We start from the raw sequence: 13569 nt of genomic DNA, 5'->3' as shown, positions 1-13569 counted from the left end.
CGTCGATCAGTTCTGCGGGGTGTCGCCGTGTCCGCGCGGATGCCGCCACCGGTCGTTGGGTTGCGCCTCGCGCTGCGCGCCCAGCGGGTTGTCCTCCGGCTCGTCGGTCTCCTCGAAGCTCGGCCGGCGTACCTCCTCCGGCTCCGGCACGTCGACCGGCCGGGCGCCGGACTGCGGCGCTGGCTGGTACGCGACGGCCTCCCGCGCGCCGTGCGCCCCCTCGGCACTCGGTGACTCCGGCATGTGCACCTCCCGGTGGATCTCGTCGCGGAACTCCTGCGGCGGCCGGGTGGTCCGCTGTGGAAGGTCGCGGCCCAGGTCGGAGACGAGTTCGCCGTACTTGGCGTCGAACGCGGGCCGCTCCGAGCGGATCCGGGGCATCCGGTCGAAGTTGCGCAGCGGTGGTGGGCAGGTGGTGGCCCACTCCAGGGAGTTGCCGAAGCCCCAGGGATCGTCCACCGTCACCTCGGCGCCGTAGCGCCAGGACTTCCAGGCGTTCCACATGAAGAACAGGGTGGACGCCCCGAGCACGAACGCGAAGATGCTGGAGATGGTGTTCAGCGTGGTGAACCCGTCGGTGGGCAGGTAGTCGGCGTATCGCCGGGGCATGCCCTCGTTGCCGAGCCAGTGGTGCACCAGAAAGGTGCCGTGGAAGCCGATGAACATGGTCCAGAAGTGCAGCTTGCCCAGCCGCTCGTCGAGCAGGCGTCCGGTCATCTTCGGCCACCAGAAGTAGAAGCCGGCGAAGAGCGCGAAGACCACCGTGCCGAAGACCACGTAGTGGAAGTGGGCGACCACGAAGTAGCTGTCGTGGGTGTGCCAGTCGGCCGGCGGGCTGGCCAGCAGCACGCCGGTCAACCCGCCGAGCAGGAAGGTCACCAGGAAGCCGATGGCGAACAGCATCGGCGTCTCGAAGGTGAGCTGTCCCTTCCACATGGTGCCGATCCAGTTGAAGAACTTCACCCCGGTCGGCACCGCGATCAGATAGCTCAGGATGCTGAAGAACGGCAGCAGCACCTGACCGGTGGCGAACATGTGGTGCGCCCAGACCGTCATCGACAGCACGGTGATCGCGATGGTGGCCAGCACCAGGCCGGTGTAGCCGAAGATCGGCTTGCGGGAGAAGACCGGGATGACCTCGGTGATGATGCCGAAGAACGGCAGCGCGATGATGTAGACCTCGGGGTGGCCGAAGAACCAGAAGAGGTGCTGCCACAGCATCGGTCCGGCGGTGTCGGGGTTGAACACCTGCGCGTCGAGCAGCCGGTCGGCGCTGAGCGCCAGCAGCGCGGCGGCCAGCAGCGGGAAGACCAGAATCACCAGCACGCTGGTGAAGAGCATGTTCCACGTGAAGATCGGCATCCGGAACATGGTCATGCCCGGCGCGCGCAGGGTCAGGATCGTGGTGATCAGGTTGACCGCGCCGAGGATCGTACCCAGGCCGGACACCACCAGGCCGATCACCCACATGTTCGCGCCGACGCCGGGGGAGTGCTCGACGGTGCTCAGCGGCGTGTACGCGGTCCAGCCGAAGTCGGCCGAGCCACCCGGGGTCAGGAACCCGCCGACCACCATCAGCCCACCGAAGAGGTAGAGCCAGTAGGCCAGCGCGTTGAGCCGGGGGAACGACACGTCCGGGGCGCCGATCTGGATCGGCACGATGTAGTTGGCGAAGCCGAACGCCGCCGGGGTGGCGAACAGCAGCAGCATCACCGCGCCGTGCGAGGTGAAGAGCTGGTTGTACTGCTCCGGGGCGAGAAACTGTAGACCGGGCCGAGCCAACTCGGCGCGGATCACCATGGCCTCGATCCCGGCCAGCACGAAGAAGCCGAACGAGGTCAGCAGGTACAGCAGGCCGATCTGCTTGTGGTCCGTGGTGGCCAGGAACCTGACCAGCTTTCCGCCCGGAAGCGGCCTGCGCAGCGGTCCGGGATAGCCGCCGAACCGGGCCGGGGCGAGGATCGCCGGGCCCCGGTCCTGTCCGGGTTCGGTGGTAACCCGCTTGGGCATGAGCGCTCACCTGCGTTGACGACGGATAAGGACGGGCGTGGCTACCCACCCCGTCGACCATGTAACCAGGCGAGAGCGGTAATTTCGGTCAATTCGCCGGTAGCGTGGCCCAGACGGCCTTTCCGTCGCCGGCCGGCGCGCTGCCCCAGCGGTCGGCCAGCTCGCGTACCAACAGCAGCCCACGACCGCCCTCGTCGTGCTGCCCGGCCGCGCCGGGCCGGGCCGCCGCGCTGCTGCCGTCGATCACGGCCAGGTGCAGCCAGGGCCGGCGCAGGGTCACCGTGACCTGCATCGGGGTACCAGCGTGCCGGACCACGTTGCCGACCAGCTCACTGAGCACCACCGAGGCCGGACCGGCCGCCTCGGGCAGGTTCCACCGGGCACACGCATCGGTCACCAGTTCCCGGGCCCGCCGGCAGGCCGCCGCCACCGGGTCCAGGCGCAGCCGCAGCCGGCTCACGGCGGACGCGCCGGCGAACCGACTCGCCTCGTCACAGCTGTCCCGCATCGGCACCACCCGGCAGGCGGTGGAGGCGGTCAGCAGGGCGGCGGCTTCCGGGTGGGGTGCGCAGAGCACCAGCGGCACCATCGGCCAGTCTGCGGCGCGACGCGCCACGGCGGCGAAGACGGACACCGCCAGCTGGTCCCGCACGGCCAGCTCGGCCAGGTCGACCACCAGCGCGTCGGGCTGCCGGGCCAGACACTCCTCCAGGCGCGCGTACACCTCACGCATCGAGATCATGTCGAGGGTGCCGGCCAGGCGTACGACGGTGACCTGTGCTCCGTCGTGCACCTGGCAGGTGATCCGGCTCGCCATCTCCACCCTCGTCTCGGCGGTGTCGCAGAGCCTGGCAGGTACCCGGTCCTCCACGGGGTGAAACGCCACCGTGGGGTCGGACACGTCATGCCGCGGCGACCTGCCGTCGCGGCAGCTGGTGCTGCAACTCCGCCAGCGGGGGCCGCTCCTCCACGGCGACGTCGCTGACCACGATCTCCCGGTCCAGGTTCGGCAGCGCGTCCGAGCCGCCCCGGCGGAACTGGGTCAGCAGGGCGGTGGGCAGTACGTCCGAATTCGCCCAGCCCTGGCGTTGCAACCGGGACCAGGCGGTGAGCATGATCTGGGCGGACATCCGGCCCAGCGCGGCGGTGTCCTGGTGCCGGTGCTTACGCTCGCCGAGATCCACCTGGGCCAGCGCGTCCAACCCGACGAGTTCGAGCAGGTCGATCAGCATGGCGGTCTCGACGCCGTAGCCGGAGACGAACGGCACTCGCGACAACACCTCCCGGCGGCCGGCGTACTCACCGGCGAGGGGCTGCACGAACCCGGCCAGTTCCGGCCAGAACAGGTTCAGCATCGGCCGGGCCATCAGCTCCGTCACCCGGCCGCCGCCGTCGGCCTCCACCCCGCCGCTGCTGACCAGGGGCCGGTGGTAGAAGCCCTTGACGAAATCGACCGACGGGTCGGTCAGCAGCGGGCCGAGCAGCCCGGTGACGAAGTGCGGCCGGAACTCGCGCAGGTCGGCGTCGACGAAGGCGACCACGTCGCCCTCCGCCGCGGCCAGGCCGGCCCAGAGCGCGTCGCCCTTGCCGGTCAGCCGGGGCAGTCCGCGGGTCATTGCGTCCTGGCCGACCACCTCGGCGCCGGCGGCCCGGGCCACCGCGGCGGTGCGGTCGGTGGACCGCGAGTCGACCACGATCAGTTCGTCGACCAGCGACACCCGGTCCATCAGGTGCTCGCGGATGGTCGCCACGATCGCCCCGACGGTGGCTTCCTCGTTGCGCGCCGGCAGCACCACGCTGACCCGGCTGTCACCCTTGGCCCGCAGGAGTCGTCGGGTCGGCCAGTCGGCCGCCGAGGTGGTCCGATAGGTGGCCCAGGCCTCCACCACCGGCGAGACCAGAGATTCGTTGTTGCGCACAGGCACCCCCTCGTCGGCGGGAAGACCGGGTGATGGATTTCCCAGCCCCCCGCACGCTAACCGGATTGGTCCCCCAGCTTGATCACAAGCGTGCTCCGGCCACGTTCCCGGCTGATGAACCTTTGATTGCGTCCACCAACCAGGCCCAATTTCCGCGATTCGTGCACGTCTGGTCTTCCTTATGCGCTGGACATCCCCCATGTCGAGACATCGAGTGCAAGATCGCGCGGATTCGGGAGGGCGGCCGGGACGTTCAAGATCGGTCCGGTCGCGTACCGTTGCGGCTCATGGGTGTGTCGCAACGGTTGAAGACCAGGTTCCGCCGGTTCCTCCAACGCCCGGGCACCACGGTCGATCTGGCTCCGCTGGAGAAGCTGCTGCCGGTCATCGAGGCCCGCGAGGAGGAGATCTCGGCGTTCGACGACGCCGAGCTCACCGAGGCGGCGACCGCGGCGTCGAGCTACGAGGAGATCTGTGCGCTCGGCCGCGAGGCGGCCCGCCGCGGCATCGACCAGCGTCCGTACGATGTCCAGCTGCTGGGCGCCATGTCGCTGCTCTCGGGCAAGGTCGCCGAGATGGCCACCGGTGAGGGCAAGACGCTCACCGCGGCGATCGCCGCGTACGGGCACGTCCGGCTCGGCAACGGGCCGGTGCACGTGCTGACCGTCAACGACTACCTGGCCCGCCGCGACGCCCAGTGGATGGAGCCGATCTACACCCTGCTCGGGCTCACCGTCGGCTGGGTCAACGAGGCGTCCACCCCGATCGAGCGGCGCGCCGCGTACGCCTGCGACGTCACCTATGTCTCGGTGAGCGAGGCCGGCTTCGACTTCCTCCGCGACCAGCTCGTCACCGACATCGAGGACCGGGTGCAGCGCCCGCTGCGCACCGCGATCGTCGACGAGGCCGACTCGATCCTGATCGACGAGGCCCGGGTGCCGATGGTCCTCGCCGGCTCGGTCCCCGGCGAGCAGGATCCGGTCCACGCCGCCGCTGCGCTGGTGCGCGGCCTGCGCAAGGGCAAGCACTACACGGTGGCCGAGGACGGCCGGAGCGTCGCCTTCACCTCCGCCGGTCTGGCCGCCGTCGAGGCCAAGCTCGGCATCGACCTGTACGACGAGGAGAACGTCGAGCAGCTCTCCGCGGTCAACGTGGCGCTGCACGCGCACGCCCTGCTGCACCGGGACGTGGACTACATCGTCCGGGACGGCACGGTGGAGCTGATCGACGAGATGCGGGGGCGGGTGGCTCAGCGCCGCCGCTGGCCCGACGGGCTCCAGGCGGCGGTCGAGGCCAAGGAAGGGCTGGACGCCACGGCAGAGGGCGAGGTGCTGGGCACCATCGCCGTGCAGGCGTACGTCGGGCTCTACCCGGTGGTGTGCGGCATGACCGCCACCGCGGTGCTCGTCGGCGACCAGTTGCGGGAGTTCTTCGGCCTGGAGGTCGCGGTGATCCCGCCGAACACCCCGTGCGTGCGGGTCGACGAGCCGGACCGCATCTACGCCACCCGGGCGGAGAAGGAGGAGGCGCTGATCGACGAGATCCGGCGCTGCCACGCCGACGGGCGCCCGGTGCTGGTCGGCACGCTGGATGTCAAGGAGTCCGAGCAGTTGGCGGTCGGGCTCAACGCCGCCGGGGTGCCGTGCGTGGTGCTCAACGCGAAGAACGACGACGAGGAAGCGGCGATCATCGCCGAGGCCGGCGCGTACGGTGCGGTCACCGTCTCCACCCAGATGGCCGGCCGGGGCGTGGACATCCGCCTCGGTGGCAGCGACCAGGCCGACCGGGAGCGGGTGGCCGAGCTGGGCGGTCTCTACGTGATCGGCAGCGGCCGACACGACAGCCGTCGTGTGGACGATCAGTTGCGTGGCCGGGCCGGCCGTCAGGGCGACCCCGGTGGCTCGGTCTTCTACGTCAGCCTGGAGGACGACCTGGTCGTCCGCCACGCCGGCGACACCGTCCCGCCGTCGCCCCGGATGAACGCCGACGGCCTGGTCACCGACCCGCAGGTGGACTACGCCGTGGAGCACGCCCAGCGGGTCGCGGAGGGGGTCAACCACGAGATCCACCGCAACACCTGGCGCTACAGCGTGGTCATCGAGCAGCAGCGCAAGGCCCTCGCCGAGCGGCGGGAGCGGCTGCTCACCAGCGATGTCGCCGCGCTGATGCTGCTGGACAAGATGCCGGAGAAGGCCGGTGAGATGGACGAGGACCTGCTGGCCCAGGTGGCCCGGTCGATCGCCCTCTACCACCTTGACCGGCTGTGGGCATCGCACCTGGCCGAGCTGTCGGAGGTCCGCGAGGGCGTGCACCTGCGGGCCCTGGGACGGCTCGACCCGCTCGACGAGTTCCACCGGGCCGCGGTGCCGGCCTTCACCGAGCTGGTGCCGGCGATCGAGGCGCGTACCCTCGCGACCTTCGCCGAGACCGAGTTCGACGACGACTGGAAGCCCGACGCGGCGGAACTGGTCCGTCCGAGCGCCACCTGGACGTATCTGGTGCACGACAACCCGTTCGGCTCCGAGCTGGACCGGCTGATCGCCTCGGTCGGGCGGCGGCTCAGCGGGGCCGGCTCTCGCTGAGTCGTCCGGTCCGGCCCACCCCTCCCGGCGGCACCCGTACCCTGGGAGGGGCCCCGGTTTGCGCCGCTTCGACCGTTGTCGGCGCCGGTAGCAGGGCGATCGTGATGTCGAGTGCGGCTCCAGCGTGGGGGCCCAGCCGAGGAGGATACGGGTGACGACGCTGACCGGGCGTACGGGAGTTGCGGGCTCGTGAACCTGGAAACGCGTACACCGCTGGCGGAGACGCTCGGCGTGTTGGAGACGGCTGCCCTGCTGCGGGAGGTGACCGCCGGGCTGATCGCCGTGGACGACTTCGACGCGGCGCTCTCCGCGCTGGTCCGGATCACCCGGGACGCCGTCGGCGGCGTCGCCTGGTGCGGGTTCACCGCCCTGCGGGCCGGCGAGCCGGCCGGCGTGGCCGCCTCCGATCCGCGGCTGAGCGGGCTGGACGACCTGCGGTACGGTCCGGACACCCCGGCGATGGAGGCGATCCGCCGCCGGGAGATGGTCGGCGCGGAGGAGCTGGGCGTCGAACCGCGCTGGCCGGACTGGACGCCCCGGGCCCGCGAACTGGGCGTACGCGGGGTCATCTCGGCACCCGTCGACATCGATGACCAGGTGATCGGCGCGGTGAACCTGTACGCTGCCGAACCCGACGCCCTGACCCCCGCTCACCAGCTGACCGCGATGCTGCTGGCCGAACACGCCGGCCTGCTGCTGGCGGCGGTGCGCGACCGGGAGAAGCGTGCCGCGCTGACCGGGCAGCAGGACACCGCGCTGCTCAACGACGGCGTGATCGGTCAGGCGGTCGGCGTCATCATGACCCAACGCGGCTGCCCCGCCGAGGACGCTCTCGACGTGCTGCGCAGCGCCGCGTCGTCGCTGTCGATCCCGCTGCGGGAGGTGGCGGAACGGCTCGTCAGCACGGTGTCGCGACCTCGGGACAACTGACCGGGGCGTGTCGTTTCGCCCGGGTGGCGCCCGGGTAGCACCCTGGACTGATGGACTGAACCTAGCCAGGGGGACCACGATGCAGAGCCGGCTGCGGGTGCAGGGGCACCCCATCCAACCGATGCTGGTGACCTTTCCGTACGGGCTCTTCGTCTGTGCCGTCATCTTCGACCTCGCCGACGTGGTCGGCGGCCCGGTCTTCCTCGGCGAGGTCGGCTACTGGACGGCGGTGGCCGCCCTGGTGACGGCGGCGTTGACCGCGGTGGCCGGGATGGTGGACCTGTGGGACGTGCCGCCCGACCGTACCCGCCACACGGCGATCAGCTTCAACGTCGTCAACGCCGGCATGGCCGGGCTGTTCCTGCTCTCCTGCCTGGTCCGGGCGGACGCCACGAACCGCGGTGCCACTCCGGCGCTGCTGGTCGTCGAAGTGCTCGGCCTCGCCGTCGGCGGGGTGGGCGTCCACCTCGGCGCGCGGCTGATGCGCCACTTCGACGCCACCCGGTCCGAGACGGCAAGCGTCGAGCTGGTACGCGGCGTGGACGCCCCCACCGTCGAGGTCGTACGCCCCCGTCCGTAGCGCCCGGCCCGGTACCCGGGTGCTGCGTCGGCGTCGGCGCTCGGCGGGCAGCGTCGGATAACGCGTTGCCGGAGCGGTCCTGGCCGGACACGCTGACACCGTGCCGCGAGAGACGAGCTTCGAGGATCTGATCGCCGAGGGGGCCACCGTCCCGGTCGAGGGATGGGCCTTCGACTGGCTTGCCGGGCGGGCCACCGAGGAACGCCCACCCTGGGGTTACGCGCGGCTGGTGGCAGCGCGGATGGCGGGTGTCGACGCGGCTTTGGACATCGACACCGGCGGGGGAGAGGTGCTGGCCGAGGTGCCCCACCCCCCGCTGCTGGTGGCGACCGAGGCGTGGCCGCCGAACGTGCCGGTGGCGCGGAAGCACCTTGCGCCACTCGGTGCGAGCGTGGTGGCGGTGACCGGCGACGCGCCCCTGCCGTTCCGTGACGCCGTCTTCGACCTGGTGGTCAGCCGGCATCCGGTGCGCACCGACTGGCCCGAGGTGGCCCGGGTGTTGCGTCCGGGCGGTACGTTCCTGTCCCAGCAGATCGGTCCCGGGACCGTACGCGAACTCAGCGAGGCGATCCTCGGCCCGCTGCCGCCGCCGGCACAGCGCCATCCGGAGCACGCCGTGGCCGCCGCCCGGGCGGCCGGCCTGACCGTGGTGGACCTGCGTGAGGCGACGCTGCGGACGGTCTTCCACGACATCGGCGCGGTGGTCTGGTTCCTGCGCAAGGTGATCTGGACCGTGCCCGGCTTCACCGTGGCGGCGCACCGACCCGCGCTGCGGCGCCTGCACGATCGGATCCGCGCCGAGGGCCCCTTCGTCGCCCACGCCCGCCGCTTCCTCATCGAGGCCCGGGCGTAGGCGTCTAGCCGGTGCGGAGGAGCGTGAGCATCTCTGGCAGGTCGAAGAACTCGGCGGTGGCCACTGCGGACGGATTGCCGCCGTCGGGGTCGGCGCCCGCGTCGAGCAACGCGCGTACCGCCTCGGCGTTGCTGCGGAACACCGCCGCGGCCAGCGCCGTCTGTCCCCGGTCGTTGGCGCGGGAGTGATCGGCTCCCCGGTCGAGCAGCGCGCGCACCGTCTCCGGGTGGGCGTGATACGCCGCCAGGATCAGCAGGCTGTCACCCTTCTGGTTGGTCAGGTTGACCGGTAGCCCCTCGTCGACGTACCCGGCGAGCTCCGTGGTCGCGCCGTCGCGCGCCAGGTCGAACATCCGGTGGGCGAATTCCAGGGTCTCGGCGTCGAGTTCGTCGCTCACCGGTCCAGGTTAGTCGCCGCCGTCGTACCGCTCGCGACCGCCAGTCGACCCGCTCGCCGTTGCCCGACCGTCCGGGGCCGGCACTGCTGTCCCGTTCGCGTGACGGCCGTGGCGTGGGAGCGCGAACAGCCGACGTCACGCCGGGTACGGACATCCCGCCGCGAAGGCCGCGAACGGTGTGGACCACCCCCCGTATCAGGTCAACTTGGCGACTCTGCTGTAATCATCTGGCCTCGTACGCAGAGCGAGCGGACGGCTCCGATGTGTCGGTCAATTGTCACATTCATGCAACGCAGCCGCCCCTTGACCCTCGCACGGGCGCCGGGAAACATCGATAAAGCGGCGTCCCGGGGCCGTGGGGAACACCCGGACCAGCCAAGGAGGACCATGTCGGTCAGCCCCGCTTCGTCGCGCGCCGGATGGCATACGTCCCAACCCGCGGTGCCCGGTCGACCCCCCGGCGGCCAGCGTCGTCCCGCCAACACCGCCGCGCCAGTCCTGACGGTCACCCTCTCCATTCCCCTGGCGTGCGAGGAGTCGCTGACGCCGGCCGCGCGGCGGCTGCTCGACGCGGCCCGGGAGATGCTGGAGCGGGGCGAGGGCACCATCACCACCGTCGGTCCGGTGGTGCCGGAACGCCGCAGCGAGACCGTGCCCGCGGGTCGTACGCCGTCGCGGCAGCTCGCGCCCGCCATTCCCGCCCTGCACATCCTGGCGTCCTCCCGGTCGGTGCTGCGCGACGGCGAGCCGTTGCCGCTGACCCGGCTGGAGTTCGATCTGCTGCTGCACCTGGTCGCGAATCCCCGACGGGTCTTCACCAGGCTCCAGTTGCTCAACGCCGTCTGGGGTTACGAGCACGCCGGCGTACGCACGGTCGACGTGCACGTGCGTCGGCTGCGCGGCAAGGTCGGCGTGGACGTTCCGCTGGTCACCACCGTCTACGGCGTCGGTTACCGGTTGGCCGACGACGCCCGGGTCACCCTCGACCGCGCCGGCTGACCGGGTCGCGCCGGCCTGGCCCGGCCTCGCTCCGTCCGGCGGGCACCATTGTGGGATGCGCGTACGTCCCATCTCACCGCCGCTCCTGGTCAGCGAGTTGGCCGAGCGGCTGGCCGGCGCGAGGTCGACCGGACGGCTGCGGGTCGCGTTGGACGGTGCGCCGGCCGCCCGCCCCGACCACCTGGCCGACGCCCTGGTCGATCCACTGCGCGCCCTCGGCCACCCGGTGCTGCACGTACGGACCGAGGACTTCCTGCGCCCCGCCTCGCTACGCCTGGAACAGGGCCGGACCAACCCGGATTCGTACTACGAGAGCTGGATCGACGAGGCCGGTCTGCGGCGGGAGGTGCTGGACCCGGCGGGGCCGGACGGGCCCGGGAGGGTGCTGCCCTCGCTCTGGGACGCCCGGACGGACCGGGCCAGCCGGGCCGCCTACGTCGACCTGCCACCCGGCGGGGTGGTACTGGTCAGCGGCGCCTTCCTGCTCGGCGGCGGGCTGGCCTTCGACGTCGTCGTACACCTGGAGATGTCGGCCGCCGCGCTGCGTCGGCACACCGGGACCGACCTGGCCTGGACCCTGCCGGCATTCGACAGGTACGCCGCCGAGGTCGCCCCGGCCAGCTTCGCCGACGTGGTGGTCCGGGTCGACGACCCGCGTCGCCCGGCGTTGGTGGAATCCGTCGACGGACCGGTTTGAGACGCCGACAGCGAGGGTAAACGCGGGGCTCACAGCGCCCGGGTGCGATGACTTGGGCGGTATGACCGGGTGTGGACCGACCCGCCCGCGGAGACCATAAGGCCCAGGAAAGGCAGGCAGCGATGCTCGTCCACGACACGGTCGGCACCGGCCGATCCCAGGCGGAGACCGACCAGATCCGGCTCTCCCTGCAGGCCCGCCACGACGAGCTGACCGAGGAGTACCAGCAGGCGGTGCAGCAGAGCCAGGTGCTGCGGCTCGTCGAGGTCGGCGACACCGCCGGCGACGACCAGGCCGACAGCGGCACCAAGACCGCCGAGCGGGACACCGCACAGTCGTTGCTGCGGACCATCCTGGACCGTCGCGCCCAGTACGAGCACGCCCTGGCCCGGCTCGCCGAGGGCACCTACGGTTTCTGTGAGGGCTGTACCGCGCCGATCCCGGTCGAACGGCTGGAGATCTTCCCGTCGGCCACCACCTGCGTCACCTGCAAGCAGACGCGCGAGCGTCGGGCGGCCTGACCCGCAACGGTTGCCGGTCGGTCCGGGACACGGTGGACTCCACCCATGGGCGAGATCAAGGTGGGCACCGCGTCCTGGACCGACCGGACTCTGCTGGACTCCGGCTGGTACCCCCAGACCGCCGACAACCCGGAGAAACGGCTGGCCTACTACGCGCGCCAGTTCCCGCTGGTCGAGGTCGACGCCACCTACTACTCGCCGCCCGCGGAGCGTACGGCGAGGCTGTGGGCCGAGCGGACCCCGGCCGGTTTCACCTTCAACGTGAAGGCGTTCAGCCTGCTCACCGGCCACCCCACCCGGGTCAGCGCGCTCTACAAGGAGCTGCGACCGGAGACCAGCAAGCGCAATCTCTACCCCGACGACCTGCCGCCGCAGGCGTACGAGGAGGTCTGGACGCGCTTCCTCAGCGCCCTCGATCCGCTGGTCGAGGCGGGCAAGCTCGGCGCGCTGCTGTTCCAGTTCCCGCCCTGGTTCACCATCCGGCGTGACAACAAGCAGTACCTGCTGGAGGTGACGCGGCGCTGCGCGCCGCTGCGCCCGGTCTTCGAGTTCCGGCACGCGTCCTGGTTCGACGGCGACAACGCCACCGAGACCCTCGACTTCCTGCGTGCGCACCGGCTCGCGTACGTCAGCGTGGACATGCCGCAGGGGCACCGCTCGTCGATCCCGCCGGTGTTGGCCGCCACCTCCGACCTCGCGGTGGTGCGCTTCCACGGGCACAGCGACAAGTGGACCAGCAAGGACATCCACGAGAAGTTCGGCTACCACTACTCCGAACGGGAGCTCACGGACTGGGCCCCCAAGCTCCGCGAACTGGCTGGCGAGACCGAACAGACGCACGTACTCATGAACAATTGTTACCGCGACTACGCCCAGACCAACGCCCAGCAACTCCAGGCCCTGCTCGGCGAGACCGGCTGACGTCCCCGCCGCCGTGCCCGGCGTCGTGCAGAGCCGAGGATGCGACCACGGCGGCCCGGCCCGGCGGTACCCGGCTGCTGGGTACGCGCAGCAGTGGCCACTTTCCGTAGACCTGCCCTAGCCCGTCCGGCCTCCCACCCTGCTCCCTTTGCTCTGCTTCAACCCACGCAAAGAACTACTCTCCGTGTCGATGTGGCCGTGGGCTCATCGGTGCCCCCGCCGCATCTCACCAGCTTGTGGACTAGTGCGTGGAGTGAAGCAGAGCAAAGGGGCTGAACAGGGGTAGCGGGGGTGACGTCAAGGCCGTCACTGAGGGTTAGATGGGGCGGCGATCGATGCTGTCACGGAGGGTGATGGCTGTTTCGGTGACTCGCGCCTGACCGCCAGCGGTTCGAGTGCGATGGGGGCGCGGGCGGTTCTCACCCGGGTGGGGTGAGGGCACCTCACCTTGCGGCAACCGAGGATGGGGTCAAGCGGGCGACGCGCCGTTGGCGATCGTCCGCGCGGAAGCGACACCACGGAGGTGACCGCGATGACCGTTCGGGTCGTACCGCATCGGCGGCGAACCGGCGTCCTGCGCACCGTCGGAGCGTCCGAGCAGCCTCGACGGGTCGCCCGGGCCGGCCGCGACAGCCCGATCCGGTACCGGCGCGGCCCGGTGGGTCCGCCGCGACGTCACGACGACCGACGGTGGGAAACCGACCTACGGGGGTGGACAGATGGCTGAGCAGTTCCAGTCCGCGATCGAGTCCTCGATGGACAAGACCAACCTGATCCTGAAGGACATCGAGCAGGCGTACGGATGGCCGAAGGAGCAGCGCAACCAGTCGTACGCCGCGTTGCGTACCGTGCTGCACCTGCTCCGCGACCGGATGCCGGTGCAGGAGAGCGTGGAGTTCTCCGCTCAACTGCCGGTCGTGGTGCGGGGCATCTACTTCGACGGCTGGCAGCCGCAGAACGTGCCGATCAAGCTCAACCGGGACGACTTCCTCTACGAGGTCCGCCAGGGCTTCCCGTACGACGTGGCCGGCGGCCCGGAGCGGGTGGTCCAGGTGGTGCTGGACACCCTGCGTCGGCACATCACCCAGGGCGAGTGGGAGGACGTCAAGGGCACGATGCCCGCTGACCTCGCCCGGATCATGCCCTGACTCCGGGCCCGT

General features: G+C 70.9%; 13 protein-coding genes. 9 read left to right on the top strand and 4 right to left on the bottom strand.

Translation table 11 applies throughout. The annotated features are described in order from the left end of the window. Positions 1-6: 6 nt before the first annotated feature. From ctaD to O7624_RS02680, 3 genes are all read right to left on the bottom strand, one after another. Positions 7-2010, bottom strand: a complete 2004-nt coding sequence (ctaD, locus tag O7624_RS02690; RefSeq protein ID WP_093402769.1) for a cytochrome c oxidase subunit I — start codon at positions 2008-2010, stop codon at positions 7-9. Positions 2011-2098: 88 nt separating this feature from the next. Further along, positions 2099-2827 carry an ATP-binding protein gene (locus O7624_RS02685; RefSeq protein ID WP_282238767.1) on the bottom strand — a complete coding sequence of 243 codons (729 nt, stop codon included), beginning with the start codon at positions 2825-2827 and terminating at the stop codon, positions 2099-2101. A gap of 85 nt (positions 2828-2912) precedes the next feature. Continuing rightward, positions 2913-3896 carry a glucosyl-3-phosphoglycerate synthase gene (locus O7624_RS02680; protein WP_282240524.1) on the bottom strand — a complete coding sequence of 328 codons (984 nt, stop codon included), beginning with the start codon at positions 3894-3896 and terminating at the stop codon, positions 2913-2915. 320 nt (positions 3897-4216) lie between these two features. On the opposite strand from O7624_RS02680, the gene secA2 reads away from it, so the two are divergent. The 4 genes from secA2 (at position 4217) to O7624_RS02660 (ending at position 8874) form a co-directional block, all read left to right on the top strand. Continuing rightward, positions 4217-6511 carry an accessory Sec system translocase SecA2 gene (gene secA2 / locus O7624_RS02675; protein WP_282238766.1) on the top strand — a complete coding sequence of 765 codons (2295 nt, stop codon included), beginning with the start codon at positions 4217-4219 and terminating at the stop codon, positions 6509-6511. A 189-nt stretch (positions 6512-6700) separates the two neighbouring features. Further along, on the top strand, positions 6701-7441 hold the full coding sequence (locus O7624_RS02670; protein ID WP_282238765.1) for a GAF and ANTAR domain-containing protein: 741 nt from the start codon (positions 6701-6703) through the stop codon (positions 7439-7441). A 79-nt stretch (positions 7442-7520) separates the two neighbouring features. Further along, positions 7521-8021, top strand: a complete 501-nt coding sequence (locus O7624_RS02665; RefSeq protein WP_282238764.1) for a DUF2231 domain-containing protein — start codon at positions 7521-7523, stop codon at positions 8019-8021. 100 nt (positions 8022-8121) lie between these two features. Continuing rightward, positions 8122-8874 carry a class I SAM-dependent methyltransferase gene (locus tag O7624_RS02660; RefSeq protein WP_282238763.1) on the top strand — a complete coding sequence of 251 codons (753 nt, stop codon included), beginning with the start codon at positions 8122-8124 and terminating at the stop codon, positions 8872-8874. A gap of 4 nt (positions 8875-8878) precedes the next feature. Here O7624_RS02660 and O7624_RS02655 read toward each other — a convergent pair whose 3' ends face one another. Beyond that, a complete protein-coding gene (locus tag O7624_RS02655) occupies positions 8879-9271 on the bottom strand; it encodes an ankyrin repeat domain-containing protein (RefSeq protein WP_282238762.1) in 393 nt (130 codons plus the stop codon). Between the two features lie 387 nt (positions 9272-9658). Here O7624_RS02655 and O7624_RS02650 point away from each other — a divergent pair, with 387 nt between their 5' ends. From O7624_RS02650 to O7624_RS02630, 5 genes are all read left to right on the top strand, one after another. Beyond that, positions 9659-10270, top strand: a complete 612-nt coding sequence (locus O7624_RS02650; RefSeq protein WP_093402776.1) for a winged helix-turn-helix domain-containing protein — start codon at positions 9659-9661, stop codon at positions 10268-10270. Between the two features lie 55 nt (positions 10271-10325). Continuing rightward, positions 10326-10967, top strand: coding sequence for a uridine kinase (locus O7624_RS02645; RefSeq protein ID WP_282238761.1), 642 nt, complete (start codon positions 10326-10328; stop codon positions 10965-10967). Between the two features lie 122 nt (positions 10968-11089). Further along, positions 11090-11488, top strand: coding sequence for a TraR/DksA C4-type zinc finger protein (locus O7624_RS02640; protein ID WP_093402778.1), 399 nt, complete (start codon positions 11090-11092; stop codon positions 11486-11488). A 45-nt stretch (positions 11489-11533) separates the two neighbouring features. Beyond that, positions 11534-12409: a DUF72 domain-containing protein gene (locus tag O7624_RS02635; RefSeq protein ID WP_282238760.1), complete on the top strand. Its 876-nt coding sequence runs from the start codon at positions 11534-11536 to the stop codon at positions 12407-12409. Between the two features lie 719 nt (positions 12410-13128). After that, a complete protein-coding gene (locus tag O7624_RS02630) occupies positions 13129-13557 on the top strand; it encodes a DUF2267 domain-containing protein (RefSeq protein ID WP_093402780.1) in 429 nt (142 codons plus the stop codon). The last annotated feature ends 12 nt before the right edge of the window (positions 13558-13569 follow it).

Source organism: Verrucosispora sp. WMMD1129, assembly GCF_029581255.1.
Lineage (GTDB): Bacteria > Actinomycetota > Actinomycetes > Mycobacteriales > Micromonosporaceae > Micromonospora > Micromonospora sediminimaris.
The sequence above is the reverse complement of the archived record's forward strand: the minus strand, read 5'-3'. Positions and strand labels throughout refer to the sequence as shown.

Bases quoted from the DNA above. Each gene is read 5' to 3' on its own strand.
- secA2 (WP_282238766.1), top strand. From the start codon at position 4,217: ATGGGTGTGTCGCAACGGTTGAAGACCAGGTTCCGCCGGTTCCTCCAA.
- O7624_RS02630 (WP_093402780.1), top strand. From the start codon at position 13,129: ATGGCTGAGCAGTTCCAGTCCGCGATCGAGTCCTCGATGGACAAGACC.
- O7624_RS02645 (WP_282238761.1), top strand. From the start codon at position 10,326: ATGCGCGTACGTCCCATCTCACCGCCGCTCCTGGTCAGCGAGTTGGCC.
- O7624_RS02650 (WP_093402776.1), top strand. From the start codon at position 9,659: ATGTCGGTCAGCCCCGCTTCGTCGCGCGCCGGATGGCATACGTCCCAA.
- ctaD (WP_093402769.1), bottom strand. From the start codon at position 2,010: ATGCCCAAGCGGGTTACCACCGAACCCGGACAGGACCGGGGCCCGGCG.
- O7624_RS02640 (WP_093402778.1), top strand. From the start codon at position 11,090: ATGCTCGTCCACGACACGGTCGGCACCGGCCGATCCCAGGCGGAGACC.
- O7624_RS02685 (WP_282238767.1), bottom strand. From the start codon at position 2,827: ATGGCGAGCCGGATCACCTGCCAGGTGCACGACGGAGCACAGGTCACC.
- O7624_RS02635 (WP_282238760.1), top strand. From the start codon at position 11,534: ATGGGCGAGATCAAGGTGGGCACCGCGTCCTGGACCGACCGGACTCTG.
- O7624_RS02665 (WP_282238764.1), top strand. From the start codon at position 7,521: ATGCAGAGCCGGCTGCGGGTGCAGGGGCACCCCATCCAACCGATGCTG.